Source organism: Actinocorallia longicatena (genome assembly GCF_039534125.1).
Classification (GTDB): Bacteria; Actinomycetota; Actinomycetes; order Streptosporangiales; family Streptosporangiaceae; genus Actinocorallia; species Actinocorallia longicatena.
In genome coordinates, this window is the sequence record NZ_BAAAUV010000010.1 from 70,227 (window position 1) to 87,394 (window position 17,168).

A 17,168-nucleotide genomic window follows, 5' to 3' on the forward strand; every position below is an offset into this window, starting at 1 on the left:
TGCTCCGCCGGTTCTGGTTGATGAGTCTTCAGTCCGTTATCAGGTCTAAGGGGGGAAGGCACTGCCATCGCCCTGGGCCTTTACACAGTAAGGTTCTTAATGATCAGAGCCGTGAACGGAGCGCCCAGGGCTATTTGATCAAGAGCCACTGCTGGACGTCGAGATAGCCCGAGCGGAAGCCCGCTTCGGAGTAGGACAGGTATAGCTCCCACATGCGGCGGAACGTCATGTCGAAGCCGAGGGCGTCGACGCTCTCGGCCGAGGCGGTGAACCGCTCGCGCCACAGGCGAAGGGTACGGGCGTAGTCCCGGCCGAAGCCGTACCGGTCGGCGACCCACAGGTCCGTCGCGGCCACACAGCCCTCGACGGCCTCCACCGACGGGATCAGCCCGCCGGGGAAGATGTACTTCTGCACCCAGGTGTGGGTCTTGCGCGACGCCAGCAGCCGATCGTGCGGCATCGTGATCGTCTGGATCCCCGCCCGGCCGCCCTGCACCAGCAGGCCGTCGACCGTCGCGAAGTAGACCGGCCAGTACCGCTCGCCCACCGCCTCGAGCATCTCCACGCTCACGACCGCGTCATAGGCGCCCTCGACCTCGCGGTAGTCGCACAGGTCGATCCGGATCCGGTCCGACAGCCCGGCCCGGGCCGCGCGGCGCATCGCCAGCTCCCGCTGCTCGGACGACAGGGTGATCGAGCGGACCGTCGCCCCACGCGAGGCCGCCCGGATCGCCAGCTCGCCCCAGCCCGTTCCGATCTCCAGCAGCCGGGTGCCGGGACCGGCCTGGACGGCGTCGAGCAGCCGGTCGATCTTCCTGTGCTGGGCGGCCGGAAGCTCCGGCCAGACCGGATCGGCGCCGTCGAACAGGGCACTGGAATAGGTGAGGGTCTCATCCAGGAACAGTGCGAAAAGGTCGTTCGACAGGTCATAGTGCCGGCTGATGTTCCGGCGGGCGCCTTCGGGGTCGCCGTCCTCGCTCATGGGCGGCCGGGGAAGGACCAGCGGCCGCAGGGCCGCGAGACCGCGCGGCACCAGGCCGCCCATCCGGCCGGCGAAGACCGTCAGGACCGCCGGAAGGTCGTCGGCCTCCCAGTCCCCCGCCATGTAGGCCTCACCGAACCCGATCAGCCCCTCGGCGCCGAGCCGCGCGAAGAACGCCTCGGGTCGCACGATCCGCAGCTCGGGACCGCCCGTTCCCAGACGCTCGCCCCCGGCCATGCTCACCCGGACGGGCAGATCGGCGACCGCCCGGCGGAACAGCCAGCGGGCCGCCCTCGCCCGGTACCCCGCCCGGGGCACGCGCTGAAGGGCCGGCCAGCGTTCATCGGTCAAGACGGTCATGAGTGGACTCCTCACGTGGAACGACGGGGACACCCCGCAGGAACAGCCGGATCCCCTGGATCCGGATCCGGATCGCACCGGCCAGCGGCGCCCACGGATGCCGCACGGCCATCCGCAGCAGCGACGGCCAGGTCGCGGGCCGCCGCACCCCCCGCACCGAAGCGGTGAACGGAGGCCCCTCCGGAAGATGAAGCGTGATGGTCAGCGCCAGCCGCTCGTCCGGCTCGGGCAGCGACAGCCGGTACCAGCCCTCCACGGCGTGGAAAGGCGAGACATAGAACTCCTTGTCCGCGCGGGCCGAGCCCCGCTCGTCGGTGCGGACCAGGTAGCGGTGGCTACCGCCGTAGGTGTTGTGGACCTCGGCGACCACGCAGACGAGCGCTCCGTCCGGGTCGTGGCACCAGTAGACGGTCAGCGGATTGAACACGTGGCCGAGGACCCGGGCGTGGGCGAGCATCAGCACCCGGCCGCCGCCGAGGTCCACCCCGGAGGCCGCCAGATAGCCGTCCAGCTCCTCGCGGGTCGCGTCGAACCTGGCCAGCGGGCCACGGGCGGGCGGGGAGTCGAGGTCGATGAGCCACAGGTAGCTCTGGTAGGCGAAGGCGTGCCGCACCGGCGCGGACCTCGCGTGCCGGATCACGCACTCGTACAGTGCCGGGGTCACCATCGCGCGCCCAGCGCCGCGGCCGCGGCGACCCCCGACCGGCATCCGTCCTCGTGGAAGCCCCACCCGTGGTAGGCCCCGGCGAAGGCCAGGGCCGGCCCGTTGAGCGAGGGGAGCAGCGCCTGGGCGGCGACGGCCTCCCGGGTGAAGACCGGGTGCTCGTACTCCATCCGGGCCAGAACCCGGTCCGGCGCGATGTCGGCACCGAGCGAGACCAGGTAGCGGCCGGGGCCCGGCAGCCCCTGCAGCCGGTTCATGTCGTAGGTGACCCTGACCCGGTCGGCGGAGGTGTCGCAGGCATCCATGGCGTAGTTCCACGACGCGCGCGCCCCCGCGGCCCGCGGCAGCACGGACGCGTCACCGTGCAGCACCGCGGTGTTGGGCGTGTAGGTGAACGCGCCGAGGATCTTCTCCTCGGCCGGGGTCGGATCGGCCAGCATCCGCAGGGCGTGCGCCGGGTGGGTCGCCACGACCGCCGCGTCGAAGGTCTCGGCGCCGCCGGGGGTGCGGACCTCGAGCCCGGAGTCACCGCGGACGATCGCGGTGACGGGCGTCGAGACGCGCACCGAGTCCAGCCCGGCCGCGACGCGCTCCACGTAGGTCCGCGATCCGCCGACGACCGTCCGCCACCGCGGAGAGCCGGTGATCGAGAGCATCCCGTGGTTGGCCAGGAACACGAACAGGTGCCGGGCCGGATAGTCCAGCGCGGTGCCGGGGGCGCAGGACCACACGGCGGCGACCAGCGGGGTCACGAAGTGCCGGACGAAGTAGGGGGTGAAATCCTCGGCCGCCAGGAACTCCCGCAGCGTCGTCTCATCCGTGCCCGTGGCCAGCAGCGCCCTGGCCCTCCGGTGGAACCGGGGGACCTGGGCGAGCAGCCGGGCGTAGCGCGGCGAGACACGGCGGCGCGCCAGCAGCCCCGCCGCCCCGCGCGCTCCCGCGTACTCCAGACCGCAGCCCGCGCACGACACCGAGAGGCTCATCTCGGTGTCGCGGGTGGCGACCTCCAGCTCCCGGAACAGCCGCGTGAGATGCGGATAGGTCCGGTCGTTGTGCACGATGAAGCCGCTGTCGACGCCCTGGCCGTCCAGGTCGTGGGTGTGGGCGTGGCCGCCGAGGCGGTCGTCGGCCTCGAACAGCGTCACCTCGCCCCGCTCACGCAGCAGGTGCGCCGCCGTGAGACCCGAGACACCGCTGCCGACCACCGCGAATCGCATGGAAACTCCTCTCTTCCGTCATTCGTCACCGCGGCCTCCGCGGATGGGTCGCGGATCGGGTGGTGTGGCTCACAGGTGGTGACGCAGCGGAAGATCGGCGGGGAACGGCTCCAGGAAGGTCTGGTCGGCCAGGTAGGCGTGGTCCTCACCCTCGGCGTTGTGCCGCAGCAACGCGATCGGGACGCTCAGCGGAGCCCGTCCCTGCCGGTAGTCCTCGATCGCCTCGACGATCCCGTGGCGGCGGCTGCCGTTCAGCCGGTCGCTCATCGGGCCCAGCACGTGGTGCAGGGCGTTGACGTTCCTGCCCCGCCCGGCCCTGGTCGCGAAGGCCGCCAGGAACACCGCCCGGTAGTCGGCCGCCAGGTCGGCGTGCGGCCGCACTCCCGCCTGGGCGACGATCCTGCCGCTCTCCCGGTACCGGACCGGATCATGGGCGAGGATCTGCAGCTTGTGCCTGCTGTGGAAGGCCACCAGGTCGCCCGGCTTCCAGTCGGAGTCCAGGAACTCCCGCAGCCGCGCCCCCGCGAAGATCCTCTCCACGAAGTGCTCCCGCAGGCCGGAGTCGTTGAGCCGGCCGTCCTCCTCGACCGGCAGCAGCGGAAACTCCTCGGTCAGCCGGCTCGCGAACAGACCGCGGCCGCGCCGGTCGACCGGCTGTCCGTCGGTCCGCTCCCCGTCGTCGCCCGAGGCGTACCGCGGGACGCCGTGCAGCGCGCAGCTCGGCGACCGGCTCTTCAGCACGTAGCCGTCCAGGTCGGCGAGGCCGGGCAGCCGCTCGTCGGCCAGGGCGTGCATCGCCGCGGTGTGGTCCGGCGTGCCCTCCTTGCCGACGAGGTGGCCGTCGGTGCGGAGCCGGATCGTCGGCCGGGGAGCGCCCAGCCCGATCTCGATCTCGGGGCAGACCCGCACCCAGTCGACGTAGCGGTCCAGCTCGTCGGTGAGGAACCGGCATCTGCTGTGACCCGCGTTGTACCGCACGGGATCGCCCAGCAGACAGCTCGAAGCGCCCAGGAGCGGCCGAGCGGTCACAGCAGCTCTCCGAGCTTGCGCAGACCGCGCGCGGTGCGGGCCTTGACGGTGCCCAGCGGCACGTCCAGGCGTGCGGCGATCTCCCGCTGGGTCAACTGCCCGAAATGGGCCAGTTCGATGGCCTCTCGCTGTGGCCTCGGCAGCCGCGCGAGCGCGCAGCGGACGTCCCTCGCCAGCTCGACGGCCGAGGTCCCGTCGAAGGCGCCGTCCCGCTCCACCAGCGGAACCTTCCTGCGTGAATGCCGGGACTCCGCCCTGAGCTGGTCGATCGCGCGCTTGCGGGTGATCCCCATCAGCCAGGCCTCGAGGCTCAGGCCCGGGTCGTAGGCACCGCGGCAGCGCCACAGCTCCACGAACACGGCCTGGGCCACGTCATCGGCGGCGTCTGCCGGCACCCACCAGCGGGCGTACCGGCGCACCATCGGCCCGAATCTGGCATAGCACTCGGCCAGGGCCCCCTCCTCGCCCCGGTGCAGACGCTCCTCGAGCCGCGCCTGATCTCCGCTAAACTTATGCATAACTTGTTCATAGCTGGAGATTGAGAGAGCGCGCAACCCGAAGACGTAAAATGTTGGGACTAACCGAGGCCGAGCGCGGTCTCCACTTCGTCGACCGCGCCCACCAGCGTCAACGGCCGCGAAACGCCCTCCGGAAGCTCACCTGCCCAGCCGGGACCCCCCACCAGCAACCGCACCGCCGGACGGTGCACGGGCAGCTCCGCCAGCCAGCCCGGATCACCCGTCTCCGCCGTCTGCGACCACACGAACACCGCCCCGGGGCCGATCCGCTCGATCGCGTCGGCCAGCGCCTTCGCCGGTGTGCGCGCCCCCAGCAGCCGCGAGGCGATCCCCGCTTCGGCCAGCGCCGCCGCCAGCGCGTACACCGGCAGGCTGTGCTGCTCCTCGGGAGCGCACGCCAGCAGCACCGGACGCGCGTTCCGCGTCACCGGCGGCTTCGGCACCTCCGCCAGGCACACCAGCGACTGAGCCGACAGCAGATGCTCGACCTCCACGCACTCGCCCGTCCGCGCCACCCGCTCCCCCACACTGCGCAAAACCGGCGTGACCACCTCATTCCAGGCGTTCACCACACCGTCCCTGCGGATCACCGTCCGCAGCAGCCCGTAGGCGACCGGCTCGTCCATCGCCATCGCCGCCCGCGCCAGCCGGCGCGCCTCGGCGTCGGCCGAACCCAGCGCCAGCCGCCGCCCGCCCTGCCCGTGCGCCCGGCCGTCCGCCGGCGGGGCCGCCACCTCGCCGCCCAGCGCCGACCTGGCCGCCTCCGCCGGGGGCACCCCGTCCAGGATCAACTTCTGCATCGCCTGGAGACGCAGCACGTCCTGCGGGGTGTACCGCCGGTGGCTCCCGCCGCTGCGACGGGACGGACCGATCCCGTACCTGCGATCCCAGCTGCGCAGCGTCGAGGTCGCCACTCCCAGCCTGCGCGCCAGCGCGCCCACGCTCAGCCCCTCGTCGAGCTCCTCGGCCATGGCACCTCCCCGATCACACAGTAGGGCTCACCCGGCATTCGGACCCCGATATCACGGCGGTTGCAACCCAACGGCATCCGGGCTCCGAAGACCTGCCGATGAACACCACGATCATGCTCTTCACGAGGGACCTCCGCGTCCACGACAATCCGGCTCTGGCCGCCGCCTGCGCGTCCGGGACGGTCGTCCCGATCTTCGTCTGGGACACCGCGATCCTGGACGGCCCGTTCGCGGTCCCCAACCGGCTGCACTTCATCGGCGAGGCGCTCACCGATCTGCGCGCGTCACTGCGCGCCAGAGGCGGCGACCTCATCGTGCGCACCGGGGACCCCGCCACCGAGGTCGGCCGGATCGCGGAGGCCACCGGGGCCCGCGCCGTCCATCTGGCCGACGACCGCTCCACCCACGCCCGGCGCCGCCTGGCCGCGTTGCGGAGGCTCCCTCTCGCGGTCCACGCCCATCCGGGCACCACGGTCGTCCCGCCGGGAGCGCTCACCCCTGCGGGCGGCGACCACTACCGGGTGTTCACCCCGTACTGGCGGGCCTGGACCGCGGCAGGGCGGCGGCCGATCGCCGGCACCCCGGACAAGGTCCTGCTCCCGCCCGGCCTCTCCCCCGGAGAGATCAAGGTTCCCGGCGGACCCGGCTCCCCCGGACGCGCCCCCGGCGGCGAGGGCGCGGCCCGCGACCGGCTCGAAGCGTGGCTGTCCGGCGGCGCGGCCCGCTACGACGACGACCGTGACCGCCTGGCCGTGCCCGGAACCTCGATGCTCAGCGCCGCGCTCAGGTTCGGCTGCGTCTCACCGGTCGAGGTGGCCGACCGGGCCGAGGACCATCCCGGCTTCGTCCGGCAGCTCGCCTGGCGCGACTTCCACTACCAGGTCGCCGCGGCCTTCCCCGATCTGGCCACCCGCGACTACCGCGACCGCGAGGAGCCCTGGCGCGACGATCCCGAGGCCCTCGCCGCCTGGTGCGAAGGGCGCACCGGCCACCCGATCGTCGATGCCGGCATGCGGCAGCTCCTGCACGAGGGCTTCATGCACAACCGGGCACGCATGATCACCGCGTCGTTCCTGACCAGGAACCTCCGCATCGACTGGCGGCACGGCTATCGCCATTTCAACTCCCTGCTCACCGACGGCGACGTCGCCAACAACGCCGGCAACTGGCAGTGGACCGCCGGAACGGGCAACAACACCAGCCCCAACCGGGTGATGAACCCGCTCCGGCAGGCCGCGCGCTTCGATCCCGACGGCTCCTACGTCCGCCGCTGGATCCCCGAGATCGCCGCGCTGGAGCAGCCCTACCTGCACGAACCCTGGCGGACCCCGGCGGCCCTTCGGCGAAACCTGTCCTATCCGCCTCCGATCGTCGACCCCGACGACCTGAAACGGCCCGGCGCCTTTACGCAGTAAGGTTGTTCCAGGCCTCGGCGAGGAGCCCGTAGGAGCGCACGCGCTCCTCATGCCCGTGGGTGATCGTCGTGACGAGCAGCTCGTCCGCGCCGGTCACCCGCCGCAGGGTCTCCAGCCGTTCCACCACCGTCGCGGGCGATCCCACGAACTGGGTGTCGACCCGGTCGGCGACCAGGAGCCTGTCCTCCTCCGTCCAGACGTGCGCGGCGGCCTCCTCCGCGGTCGGATACGGGATGGCCCGCAGCTCCCTGCGGATGCTCCGCACCCACACCGGGTAGGGCGCGGCCAGCTCCCTCGCCTCCTCGTCGGTCGGCGCCACGACCACGTCCGCGGACACGCTCACATACGGCTCGGACAGCACGTCCGACGGCTTGAACGCCGCCCGGTAGGCCTCGACGGCCTCCAGCACGTGGGAGGGCGCCACGTGGTAGTTCGCCGCGAACGGCAGACCCCGCTCCCCCGCGACCCTGGCGCTCTCCCCTCCGCTCGAGCCGAGGATCCACACCGTCAGGTCCGAGTTCTCACCCGGCACGACGTGCGCCGGAACGCCCTCGGTGGCGAACGAGCCGTCGAGCAGGGCGCTGATGGCGTCCACCTGCTCGGCGAAGTCGGGCGACTCCGCGCCGGGCTGCTGGAGCAGCGATCCGAACAGCCGCACCACCGGCGAGCTCGCGAGGATGGAGAAGTCGAACGGCCTCGGCAGGAGCAGACCGTCCACGATCCTGGGCTCCTCGGCCGGCGGCGGGGCGGCCGTCCCCTCGTAGAGCTCTTTGCGGCGCTGTCCCGAGCGGCCGAGCCCGAGGTCGATCCGGCCCGGATACAGGGCGTCGATCGTCGCGAACTGCTCGGCGATGGCCAGTGCGGTCCAGTGCCCGGTCTGCACCGCGCCCGACCCCACCCTGATCCGTTCCGTCGCCGCGGCGACCAGCGCGATCAGTACCTGGGGCGCCGAGCTCGCCACGCCGGGCGCCAGATGGTGCTCGGCCAGCCAGTACCGCAGGTAGCCGAACTCCTCGGCCCTCCTGGCCAGATCGATCGTGTCGTGGAGCGCCTGTCCGGGTGTCCCCCCGGATTTGACGGGCGCGAGGTCGAGGATGGACAGCGGAACGGTCATGACGCGCCTCCGGTCAGGGGCCTGCGGGAAATCGGGGGGAACGCGTGGAGCCTCACAGCGGCTTCTCCATGCAGATCGAGAACGTCAGCCACTCGTACGGTGCGAAGACCGGGACGCGGGTGTAGCCCTCGCGCTCGTAGAGCCGGACCGCGTCGGGCTGCCGGTCACCGGTCTGCAGGATGATCCGTGCGGCGCCCAGGGCGCGCGCCGCCTCCTCCGCCCCCGCCAGCAGGGCCGTGGAGACGCCCTTGCCGCGGTGGGACGGGGCGACGTACATGCGCTTCAGCTCGACGTCCGGACCGGCGTCGCGCAGGGCCGCGTGGCCGACCGGCAGCCCGTGCTCGTCGTAGGCGACCCCGACGTAGACCACCTTCTCGGCCTGCACGCCGAGCGTGATCTGGAGCTCCTCGGCCCGGGCGGCGAACTCGGCGAGCCGGTCGGCGTACCGCAGCTCCATCTCCGCCTCCATCGCCCGGCGCAGCGCCTCGCCCGCCGGGTCGTCCCAGGCGGCCTCGCGGACCTCGATCCCGCTCACCGGGCCGTCCCCGTGTACCGGCTGAGCGGGCGGGGCAGGCCGAGCCGCTCGCGCAGGACCGTCTCCTGGTAGGAGGTGCGGAACGCACCGCGCCGCTGGAGTTCCGGCACGAGCTTTCCGCTGATCTCCGCGAGGTCCGTCGGCAGGACTCCCGGACGCAGCCGGAACCCCTCGTAGCCGAGCTCGCGCCAGTCGAGGATCAGGTCGGCCAGCTCACCGGCCGAACCGGTGAAGATCAGGGCGTCGGAGAAGAGCTCCGCGCCGTCGAGGTCGTCGAGCCTGGCCTTGCGCTCGGCCCCATCGAAGATCACCAGCACGTCGGCGAAGACCTTCAGCGGCTCGCCCGTGCGCACCACGGTCCGCTCCGCATCGCGGACCTGGCCGAGGATGGTCGCGGCCTGCTCGCGGGAGTGCGGTGTCACGTAGAGGACGTCGGCGGAGCGGGCGGCCAGCTCGTAGGGGACCACGTCATGGCCGAGGACCGTGACCAGCGGCTGGCCCTGCGGCGGACGCGGGGTGATCGACGGGCCGCGCACACTGAAATGCTCGCCCACGAAGTCGATGTAGTGGAGCTTGTCGCGGTCGATGAACCGGCCGGTGGCGGCGTCGCGGATCTCGGCGTCGTCCTCCCAGGAGTCCCACAGCCGCCGGACGACCTCGGCGAAGTCGGCCGCCTCGTCGAACAGGGTGCTGACGAAGCCCCAGTCGAGGGCGGCGGGGTCCAGCGGCGGGAACTCGCGGCGCCCGAAGTGGCGGGCGTCGACGTCCCGCCCGTGGACCTGCGGACGCCAGCCCGCCCTGCCCCGGCTGGCGTGGTCGAGGGAGGCGATGCCGACGGCCACGTGGAACGGCTCGGAGTGGGTGGTGCTCGTCGTCGGCACCAGGCCCAGATGGGTGGTGACCGGGGCGAGCCGGGCGGCCAGCAGGACCGCGTCGAGCCGGCCGCGCACCTGGTCGGTGCGGTCGTCGTGCCCCTCGAACCTCGATGACTGGAGCGCGAAGGCGTCCTCGAAGGTCACGAAGTCCAGCAGCCCGCGTTCGGCCTCCGCGGCCAGGCCGGCCCAGTACCGGGCCGAGAACAGCTCACGCGGCCTGGCGGCCGGATCACGCCAGGCGGCGGGGTGCCATCCGGCCCCGTCCAGGGCGGCGGACAGGTGCAGGGTCATGAAAGCTCCAGGTGGTCGCGCAGGGTGGTGCCGGAGTACTCGGTGCGGAAGACGCCCTTCTCCTGGAGGAGCGGGACGACCTGGTCGACGAAGGCGTCGATGCCGCCGGGCGTGACGTGCGGGGCGATGATGAACCCGTCGCAGGCATCGGTCTGGACGTGCTCATTGAGCTGGTCGGCGACGGTCGCCGCGGTCCCCACGAACGTCTGGCGGCCGGTGACCTCGACGGCCAGGTCCCGGATGGAGTAGCCGCGCGAGGCGGCGAGCTCGCGCCACTGCTTCACCACCGCGCCGCGGTCGCCGCGGAACTGGGCTCGGCCGCGCGAGACGCCCTCGCCGAGATCGGGCTCGACGTCCGGCAGCGGTCCTTCGGGGTCGTAGCCCGACAGGTCACGGCCCCAGATCGCCTCGAGGAACGACAGGGCGGTCTGCCCGGAGACCTGCTGCCGGCGGATGTGCAGGGCGCGTTCCTGCGCCTCCTCCCCGGTGTCGCCGAGCACGTAGGTGACGGCGGGGAGGATCTTCAGATCGGACGGTCGGCGTCCGTATTTGCCCAGCCGGTCCTTGACGTCCTTGTAGAACGCCCGGCCGTCCTCGAGCGTGCTGTGCCTGCTGAAGATCACGTCGGCGTCGGAGGCGGCGAACTCGCGGCCCTCCGGGGAGTCGCCGGCCTGGAGGATGACGGGCCGTCCCTGCGGGCCCCTGGGGACGTTGAACCGGCCGGAGATGGAGAACTGGGGACCCTCGTGGCGGAACTCGCCCGCCCCCTCGGTGACGAAGCGGCCGCTGTCGGCGTCGCCGATCAGCGCGTCGGGGCTCCAGGAGTCCCACAGTTCGCGGGCGGTGGCCAGGAACTCCCTGGCCCGGGCGTACCGGTCGGCCTCGGCGAGGTAGCCGCCGCGCCGGAAGTTCTCCCCGGTGAAGGCGTCCCAGCTCGTCACGACGTTCCAGGCGGCCCGGCCGTCGGACAGATGGTCGAGGGTGGCCAGCCGGCGGGCGACCTCGTAGGGCTCGTTGAAGGTCGAGTTGACGGTCGCGGCCAGGCCGAGATGGGTCGTGACCCCGGCGAGCGCCGACAGGACGGTCAGCGACTCCGGGCGGCCCACGACGTCCAGGTCGTAGATCTTCCCCTTGAGCTCGCGCAGCCGCAGGCCCTCGGCGAGGAAGAAGAAGTCGAACTTGCCGCGTTCGGCGGTTCTGGCGAGCCGCTCGAACGAGGCGAAGTCGATCTGGCTTCCCGCCTCGGGGTCCGACCAGACGGTCGTGTTGTTGACCCCCGGGAAGTGCGCGGCCAGATGGATCTGCTTGGGCATCAGGCGTGCTCCTTGGGAATGAGGTCGGGCAGGACGTGCGGGTTCTCCGCGAGATGCAGGTACACGGACGTCACGCCGGGATGGACGTAGGCGGCGATCCGGTCGCGGAGCTCCTCGGGCGAGCCGTGCGGCCACAGCTCGTCCACGAGGTCGTCGGTCAGGTGCCGGGCGATGTCGTCGCCCCTGCCGAGCCATTCGTGGAAGGCCCGGTAGGGTGCCTGGCCGAGGATCCAGCCGAGGAAGCGGCGGCCCGCGGCGCGGGCTCGCTCGGCGTCCTCGGTCGGATGGACGAAGATCTTCACGACCAGTTCCTGGCCGGGCCCGAGCGGTCCGGCCGCCTCGACGATCCGCGGGACGTCGCCGGCGGCCAGCACATTCGTGATCGCGCCGTCGCCCTCCCTCAGTGACAGCCGCAGCATCCCCGGCCGCAGCGCCCCGACCAGCAGTTTCACCGGGGCTCCCGGAGGCAGGGCGGCGCGGAGCGAGCGGAGCGTGTCGCGGACGGTGTCGTAGGGCCTGACGTGCGGGAGGCCGTTCAGGGCGGTCACATGGGCGGGCACCGACGATCCGATGCCGAGCAGCACCTCGGCCCCGGACAGTTCCGCCAGGCTGAGCGCGGTCTGGGCGAGGACACCGGTACCACGCGTCTGGGCGGGCACCACGCCGGTCCCCAGCCGCAGGCCCGGTGACCAGGCGGCGGCAGCGGCGAGCGGGGTGAAGGCGTCGGTCCCGCCGCCCTCACCCGTCCAGACGTCGGAGTAGCCGAGATCGAGGAGCCGCTCGATCGTCTCGCGGCCCGCACCGGGCAGCGGGAGGTTGACCCCCCAGCGGATCGCGGTCACGAGGCGATCTCCTCGCGCAGCCGGGGCTCCGGCAGCCGGGGCACGGCGGCGAGCAGTTCCCTGGTGTAGTCGGCCCGGGGGGAGGCGAAAACCTCACGGACGTCGCCGGTCTCCACGATCCGGCCGTCCTTCATCACCGCGACCCGGTCGCTGACCTGGTGGATCACCCCGAGATGGTGGGAGATGAACAGGTAGGCCACCCCCAGTTCGAGCTGCAGCCGTGCCAGCAGCTCAAGGACCTGGGCCTGCACCGAGACGTCCAGTGCGGACACCGGCTCGTCGCAGACCAGGACGCGTGGCTTCGGTGCGAGGGCCCGCGCGATCGCCACCCGCTGCCGCTGCCCGCCCGACAGATGGCGGGGCCTGCGCTCCAGCAGGGCGGGATCGAGGCCGACGAGCTCCAGCAGCTCCCCCGCCCGGGCACGGCGGCTCGTCCGGGGCTCCCCACCGGCGGCCAGCGCCTCGTCCAGCACCCGCCGGACGGTGAATCGCGGATCGAAGGAGCCCAGCGGGTCCTGGTAGACGACCTGGATGTGGCGGCGCAGCTCACGGCGCTCGGTCCGGCTCAGCCCGTCCCAGGGGCGGCCGTCGATCTCGACCCGGCCCGTGTCGGGTTCGGTGAGGCCGAGCACCAGCCGGGCGGCGGTGGTCTTGCCCGACCCCGACTCCCCGACCAGGCCCAGGGTCTCTCCCGCGCGCAGCTCGAAGGAGACCCCGTCGACGGCGGTCCGCCCCTTGAACGTCTTCACCAGGTCCCGCGCCTCGATCACGACCGGACCCTCGACCGGCGGCCGTTCCGCCCTGTTCTCGGCCCTCGGCACGGCGGCCAGCAGGGTGCGGGTGTACTCGTGGGCGGGCTCCGCCAGCACCGTCCCGGTCGGCCCCTGCTCGACCACGATGCCGTCACGCATCACCAGCACCCGGTCGGCGACCTCGGCGACGACCGCCAGGTCGTGGCTGATCAGCAGCAGGGCCGTGCCCGCGGCTTTCCGCTCGGCCAGCAGCCGCAGGATCTGCGCCTGCACGGTCACGTCGAGCGCCGTGGTCGGCTCGTCGGCGATGAGCAGGTCGGGGTCGCAGGCGATCGCCGAGGCGATCAGCGCCCGCTGCCGCAGCCCGCCCGACAGCTCGTGCGGATACTGCGCGGCCCGCGCCCCGGGCTCGGGCACCCCTACCTTGACCAGCAGCTCCAGAACCTTGTCTCCCGACTCCGAACGCGGCACGACCCGGTGGAGCAGCAGCGGTTCGGCGATCTCCTTGCCGATCGGGCGGAGCGGATCGAGGGAGACCAGGGCGTCCTGGAGGACGTAGCCGATGCGGGTGCCGCGGACCTCGCGCCACTGCTTCTCGCCGAACGCGAGGGCGTCGCGGCCGTCGATCCGCAGGGTCTTCGCGGTGACACGGGCGCCGTCGCCGGTCAGCCCGAGCAGGGCCCTGGCGGTGACGCTCTTGCCCGACCCCGACTCGCCGACGATCGCGACGGCCTCCCCCGGCTCGATCGTCAGGGACACGCCCCGCACGGCGGCGACGTCCCCGAAGGAGACCTCGAGTCCGGACAGTTCGATCAGGCTCATGACGGCCTTCCTTCCAGGCGGCGTTGCAGATGACGGCCGACGACGGTGATCGACAGGACCGTCAGGGAGATCGCCAGGCCGGGGAAGACCGCCACCCACCAGGCGACGGCGAAGTAGTCCCGCCCGGCCGAGAGCATCGCCCCCCACTCCGGGGCGGGCGGTTTCGGCCCGAACCCGAGGAAGCTCAGCGACGACGCGGCGACGATCGTCAGGCCGACCTCGATGGTGGCCAGCACCAGCAGCGGCACGAACGCGTTCGGCAGCACGTGCCTGACCACGATCGCGATCCGCCCGAGCCCCAGGGAGGTCGCCGCCTCCACGTAGCCCGACCGTCCGATCAGCTTCGACTGCACCCGGACCAGCCGGGCGTAGCTCGGCATCAGGTACAGCGCGATCGCGAAGATCGAGTTGAGGGTGCCGGGTCCGGCGATCGTGAAGACCAGCAGCGCCAGCAGCAGCGTCGGCAGCGACTGGAGGACCTCCACCAGCCGCATGGTCGTCTCGTCGGCGAACCGTCCGCCGAGCCCCGCGACGAGCCCGAGGGCCGAGCCGACCAGGACGGCGAGCCCGGTGGCGCCCAGCCCCGCCAGCAGCGAGGGACGGGCGCCGTAGACGATCCGCGTGAGCAGGTCCCGGCCGTTGGCGTCGGTGCCCAGGAGATGATCGGCGCCCGGTCCCTGGAGCGCGGACACCGCGTCGGCGGCACCGGGATTCCCGCTGGTCAGCAGGCCCGGCACGACGGCGGCGACCACGACCAGCCCCACGAACAGCGACGCCCCCCACACGCCCGGCCGCAGCGCCCTGCGCCGCCGCGGAGGGGCGAGGGCCACGGCCGTCATCGCGCACCCCGCAGCCGCGGGTCGATGATCAGGTAGGCGAGGTCCTGCAGGATGTTGACGGTCACGAACACGACCGAGGTGAGGACCACGACGCCCAGCACGACCGGCAGATCCTTGCCCTCGACCGCGTGCAGGATCAGCTGGCCCATGCCGGGACGGGAGAAGACGGTCTCCACCACCACGAGCGAGCCGAACGTCATCCCGAACAGCCAGCCGACCAGCGTGACGAGCGGCAGCAGCGCGTGCCGCAGGGCGTGCCGGACCCGGACGAAGGCGTCGGAGGCTCCGCGGGCCCTCGCGGTCGCCACGAACGGCTCGTCGAGCGCGAGTTCCAGCCCCTCGCGCAGCACCTGCGTGAAGATGGCCATCAGCGGGACGGCCACCGCGACCGCCGGGAGGACGAGCGAGGAGGCACCGTCCGCCCCGGCGGCCGGGAACCAGCCGAGCTTGAAGGAGAAGATCGTGAGGAGCAGGATCGCCGCCCAGAAGGCGGGGATCGACACCCCGATCAGCTCCAGCCCGGAGGACAGGGAGCGCACGCTGCGGCGGCGGTGCGCGGTCAGCAGCGCGACCACGATCGAGACCGCGAAGGCCAGGCCGACGCCGACGAGGCTGAGCTGGATCGAGGAGCCCAGCTCCCGCCCGACGGCCCCGGTGACGCTATCGTGCAGCTGGTAGGAGTGGCCGAAGTCGCCGCGGGCGATCCGGCCGAGGAAGTCCGCGTACTGCTCCGGCACCGGCCGGTCCAGCTTCAGGTCGCTGACGATCTGGGCGCGGGCCTCGGGGGTGACCGGAGCCGTCCCGAGGATCGCGTCGATCGTGCTGCCGGGTGTCAGCTGGAGGACCGCGAACGCCACGGTGATCGCGCCCCACAGCACGAGCAGCGAGGAGCCCAGCCTGATCAGGACGGTTCTCACTTGGTGACCCAGGCGCCGTAGAAGGTCGGGTAGGCCTGCGGCTCCCAGGTGATGCCGTGAACCTTCTTCGACGCCCCGAGCACGTAGTTGAACACATAGACGGGGAAGACGACCGCGTTGTCGGTCACCTTCTGCTGGACCTTGGCGTACAGCTCCGCCCGCTCGGCGTTGTCGGTGGTGCCGAGAGAGCCGGCGAGCCAGCCGTCGACCTCCTTGTCGGAGTAGCGGGATCCGTTCTGGCCGAAGAACGTGGGGGTGGTGATGCTGGAGGTGTCGAACAGGTTGCGCAGGGCGTCGCCGTCGGCCCGCTGCCAGGAGAAGTCGGCCAGGTCGTAGTCGCCCTTGGCGAACCTCGGCACGTACTCGGCGACGGTCGCGTCCTGGAGCTGGAGGTCGAAGCCGATCTTCTTGGCCTCGGCCTGGACCTGCTCGGCGAGGGTGGCGCGCTGCTCGCGGGCGAAGGCGCGCACGAACGTCCAGCGGACGGTGAGGCGCTTGCCGTCCTTGGTGCGGAAGCCCTCTCCGTCGCGGCCGGTCCAGCCCGCCTCGTCGAGGAGCTTGTTCGCTGCCGCGGCGTCGTACTTCCAGGCCGTCTCCGTGGCCTTGTCATAGCCCTGGGTCGCGGGCGAGACGGGGCTCGCGGCCGGCTGGAAGATGCCGAAGTAGAGCTTGTCGATGACGGTCTTGAAATCGATGCCGTCGCGGAAGGCCCGGCGGACCTTCGCGTCGGTGAAGACCCCGGCCGTAGTGTTGGGGTAGTAGTTGTAGTTGCCGCCGGGCGCCTGCCGGGTCTCCAGGGTGAAGCGCGGGTCGGCCTTGATCTGCTTGACGTTCACCGGCGGGACGCTGGCGATGCCGTCGACCTGGCCGCTGGTGAGCGCGCCGAGCCGGACCGAGTCCTCCTGGAGCACCTTGAGCTCGAGCTTGTCGAGCCGGGCCGGGCCCGTGTGCGACGAGCCCTCGGGCGCCCAGTCGTAGTCGGGGTTGCGGTGGTAGGTGATGCCCTGGTGCGGGGTGAAGGCGTCGATGACGAACGGGCCCGAGCCGATGACCTTCTTGGCGAGGGCGTCGGGCCCGGCCTTCAGCGAGGTCGGCGACTCGATGCCGAAGTAGGCGGTGGCCAGGGCCGCGAGGAACGGCGAGTGCGGCTTGGAGAAGGCGACCTTGACGGTGTGCTCGTCGATGACGGTCGTCCCCGCGTAGGGGGTGATGAACCCGGCTGCGAGCTGCGACTTGGTCTTCGGGTCGACGATGTGGTCGAGGTTGGCCTTGACGGCCTCGGCGTCGAAGACGGTGCCGTCGCTGAACTTCACGCCCTCGCGGAGCTTGAAGGTGTAGGTCTTCTGGTCGGCGGAGATCTCCCAGGACTTCGCCAGCCAGGGGTGGATCGTTCCCTTGTCGTCGAGGGAGACGAGGGAGTCCAGCACGGGCCGGGTGAACAGGCCGGTGATGTCCTGGGGGCTGGCGTGCGGGTCGAGGTTGGTCGGCTCGGTGTTCACCGCGTAGACCAGCGTTCCGCCGTTCACCGGGGCGCCTGCGGTGTCGGGCTTCGTGTCGTCGGAGGTGCCGCCGCAGGCGGCGAGTGCGAGGGCCGCGGCGGAGAGGACGGCGGCGGAGCGGAACAGCGTCATGGGGGGTCAAGAGCCTTTCGGAGGTGGCGGCGCGCAAAACCTAGTATCAAAGTAGGAAATGTAGGTTTAAGCGTCAAGCAA

The 17,168-nt window shown here is 72.0% G+C and carries 16 protein-coding genes; 1 reads left to right on the forward strand and 15 read right to left on the reverse strand.

From position 1 onward, the window contains the following. Positions 1–130: 130 nt before the first annotated feature. The 6 genes from ABD785_RS21390 to ABD785_RS21415 form a co-directional block, all read right to left on the reverse strand. Positions 131–1,342, reverse strand: a complete 1,212-nt coding sequence (locus tag ABD785_RS21390) for a class I SAM-dependent methyltransferase (RefSeq protein WP_344831085.1) — start codon at positions 1,340–1,342, stop codon at positions 131–133. Beyond that, positions 1,323–2,009 carry a DUF1365 domain-containing protein gene (locus tag ABD785_RS21395; protein WP_344831087.1) on the reverse strand — a complete coding sequence of 229 codons (687 nt, stop codon included), beginning with the start codon at positions 2,007–2,009 and terminating at the stop codon, positions 1,323–1,325. Before ABD785_RS21395 ends, ABD785_RS21390 begins: the two co-directional genes overlap by 20 nt. Further along, a complete protein-coding gene (locus tag ABD785_RS21400; RefSeq protein WP_344831090.1) occupies positions 2,003–3,223 on the reverse strand; it encodes an NAD(P)/FAD-dependent oxidoreductase in 1,221 nt (406 codons plus the stop codon). The genes ABD785_RS21395 and ABD785_RS21400 overlap by 7 nt, the downstream gene beginning before the upstream one ends. 69 nt (positions 3,224–3,292) lie before the next feature. After that, positions 3,293–4,252 carry a YbgA family protein gene (locus ABD785_RS21405; RefSeq protein ID WP_344831091.1) on the reverse strand — a complete coding sequence of 320 codons (960 nt, stop codon included), beginning with the start codon at positions 4,250–4,252 and terminating at the stop codon, positions 3,293–3,295. After that, positions 4,249–4,770 (reverse strand): sigma-70 family RNA polymerase sigma factor, encoded by a 522-nt coding sequence (locus ABD785_RS21410; RefSeq protein WP_344831093.1) that lies wholly within the window; start codon positions 4,768–4,770, stop codon positions 4,249–4,251. Before ABD785_RS21410 ends, ABD785_RS21405 begins: the two co-directional genes overlap by 4 nt. A gap of 59 nt (positions 4,771–4,829) precedes the next feature. Further along, positions 4,830–5,741 carry a MerR family transcriptional regulator gene (locus ABD785_RS21415; RefSeq protein WP_344831094.1) on the reverse strand — a complete coding sequence of 304 codons (912 nt, stop codon included), beginning with the start codon at positions 5,739–5,741 and terminating at the stop codon, positions 4,830–4,832. Between the two features lie 98 nt (positions 5,742–5,839). Between ABD785_RS21415 and ABD785_RS21420 the strand changes: the two genes are divergently transcribed. Next, positions 5,840–7,156 (forward strand): cryptochrome/photolyase family protein, encoded by a 1,317-nt coding sequence (locus tag ABD785_RS21420; protein ID WP_344831096.1) that lies wholly within the window; start codon positions 5,840–5,842, stop codon positions 7,154–7,156. On the opposite strand, the gene ABD785_RS21425 is transcribed toward ABD785_RS21420, so the two are convergent. From ABD785_RS21425 to ABD785_RS21465, 9 genes are read right to left on the reverse strand one after another with little or no spacing between them, the layout of a single operon-like run. Beyond that, a complete protein-coding gene (locus tag ABD785_RS21425; RefSeq protein ID WP_344831098.1) occupies positions 7,146–8,270 on the reverse strand; it encodes an LLM class flavin-dependent oxidoreductase in 1,125 nt (374 codons plus the stop codon). The two genes, ABD785_RS21420 and ABD785_RS21425, sit on opposite strands and share 11 nt — an antisense overlap. A 52-nt stretch (positions 8,271–8,322) precedes the next feature. Next, positions 8,323–8,805: a GNAT family N-acetyltransferase gene (locus tag ABD785_RS21430; RefSeq protein ID WP_344831100.1), complete on the reverse strand. Its 483-nt coding sequence runs from the start codon at positions 8,803–8,805 to the stop codon at positions 8,323–8,325. After that, entirely contained in the window at positions 8,802–9,971 is a 1,170-nt protein-coding gene (locus ABD785_RS21435; protein WP_344831102.1) for an LLM class flavin-dependent oxidoreductase, read from the reverse strand. The genes ABD785_RS21430 and ABD785_RS21435 overlap by 4 nt, the downstream gene beginning before the upstream one ends. After that, positions 9,968–11,284, reverse strand: a complete 1,317-nt coding sequence (locus ABD785_RS21440; protein ID WP_344831103.1) for an NtaA/DmoA family FMN-dependent monooxygenase — start codon at positions 11,282–11,284, stop codon at positions 9,968–9,970. The genes ABD785_RS21435 and ABD785_RS21440 overlap by 4 nt, the downstream gene beginning before the upstream one ends. Next, positions 11,284–12,126, reverse strand: a complete 843-nt coding sequence (locus ABD785_RS21445) for an LLM class flavin-dependent oxidoreductase (protein WP_344831105.1) — start codon at positions 12,124–12,126, stop codon at positions 11,284–11,286. Before ABD785_RS21445 ends, ABD785_RS21440 begins: the two co-directional genes overlap by 1 nt. Continuing rightward, on the reverse strand, positions 12,123–13,700 hold the full coding sequence (locus ABD785_RS21450) for a dipeptide ABC transporter ATP-binding protein (protein WP_344831107.1): 1,578 nt from the start codon (positions 13,698–13,700) through the stop codon (positions 12,123–12,125). Before ABD785_RS21450 ends, ABD785_RS21445 begins: the two co-directional genes overlap by 4 nt. Further along, positions 13,697–14,539, reverse strand: coding sequence for an ABC transporter permease (locus tag ABD785_RS21455; protein ID WP_344831109.1), 843 nt, complete (start codon positions 14,537–14,539; stop codon positions 13,697–13,699). The genes ABD785_RS21450 and ABD785_RS21455 overlap by 4 nt, the downstream gene beginning before the upstream one ends. Continuing rightward, the gene (locus tag ABD785_RS21460) at positions 14,536–15,456 is read right to left on the reverse strand and encodes an ABC transporter permease (protein ID WP_344831110.1); all 921 of its coding nucleotides are present in this window, start codon (positions 15,454–15,456) and stop codon (positions 14,536–14,538) included. The genes ABD785_RS21455 and ABD785_RS21460 overlap by 4 nt, the downstream gene beginning before the upstream one ends. After that, complete coding sequence (locus ABD785_RS21465) at positions 15,453–17,087, reverse strand: ABC transporter substrate-binding protein (protein ID WP_344831113.1); 1,635 nt, start codon at positions 17,085–17,087, stop codon at positions 15,453–15,455. Before ABD785_RS21465 ends, ABD785_RS21460 begins: the two co-directional genes overlap by 4 nt. Positions 17,088–17,168: the final 81 nt, after the last annotated feature.

Bases quoted from the DNA above. Each gene is read 5' to 3' on its own strand.
- ABD785_RS21390 (WP_344831085.1), bottom strand. From the start codon at position 1,342: ATGACCGTCTTGACCGATGAACGCTGGCCGGCCCTTCAGCGCGTGCCC.
- ABD785_RS21395 (WP_344831087.1), bottom strand. From the start codon at position 2,009: ATGGTGACCCCGGCACTGTACGAGTGCGTGATCCGGCACGCGAGGTCC.
- ABD785_RS21400 (WP_344831090.1), bottom strand. From the start codon at position 3,223: ATGCGATTCGCGGTGGTCGGCAGCGGTGTCTCGGGTCTCACGGCGGCG.
- ABD785_RS21410 (WP_344831093.1), bottom strand. From the start codon at position 4,770: ATGCATAAGTTTAGCGGAGATCAGGCGCGGCTCGAGGAGCGTCTGCAC.
- ABD785_RS21415 (WP_344831094.1), bottom strand. From the start codon at position 5,741: ATGGCCGAGGAGCTCGACGAGGGGCTGAGCGTGGGCGCGCTGGCGCGC.
- ABD785_RS21420 (WP_344831096.1), top strand. From the start codon at position 5,840: ATGAACACCACGATCATGCTCTTCACGAGGGACCTCCGCGTCCACGAC.
- ABD785_RS21425 (WP_344831098.1), bottom strand. From the start codon at position 8,270: ATGACCGTTCCGCTGTCCATCCTCGACCTCGCGCCCGTCAAATCCGGG.
- ABD785_RS21435 (WP_344831102.1), bottom strand. From the start codon at position 9,971: ATGACCCTGCACCTGTCCGCCGCCCTGGACGGGGCCGGATGGCACCCC.
- ABD785_RS21440 (WP_344831103.1), bottom strand. From the start codon at position 11,284: ATGCCCAAGCAGATCCATCTGGCCGCGCACTTCCCGGGGGTCAACAAC.
- ABD785_RS21450 (WP_344831107.1), bottom strand. From the start codon at position 13,700: ATGAGCCTGATCGAACTGTCCGGACTCGAGGTCTCCTTCGGGGACGTC.
- ABD785_RS21455 (WP_344831109.1), bottom strand. From the start codon at position 14,539: ATGACGGCCGTGGCCCTCGCCCCTCCGCGGCGGCGCAGGGCGCTGCGG.
- ABD785_RS21465 (WP_344831113.1), bottom strand. From the start codon at position 17,087: ATGACGCTGTTCCGCTCCGCCGCCGTCCTCTCCGCCGCGGCCCTCGCA.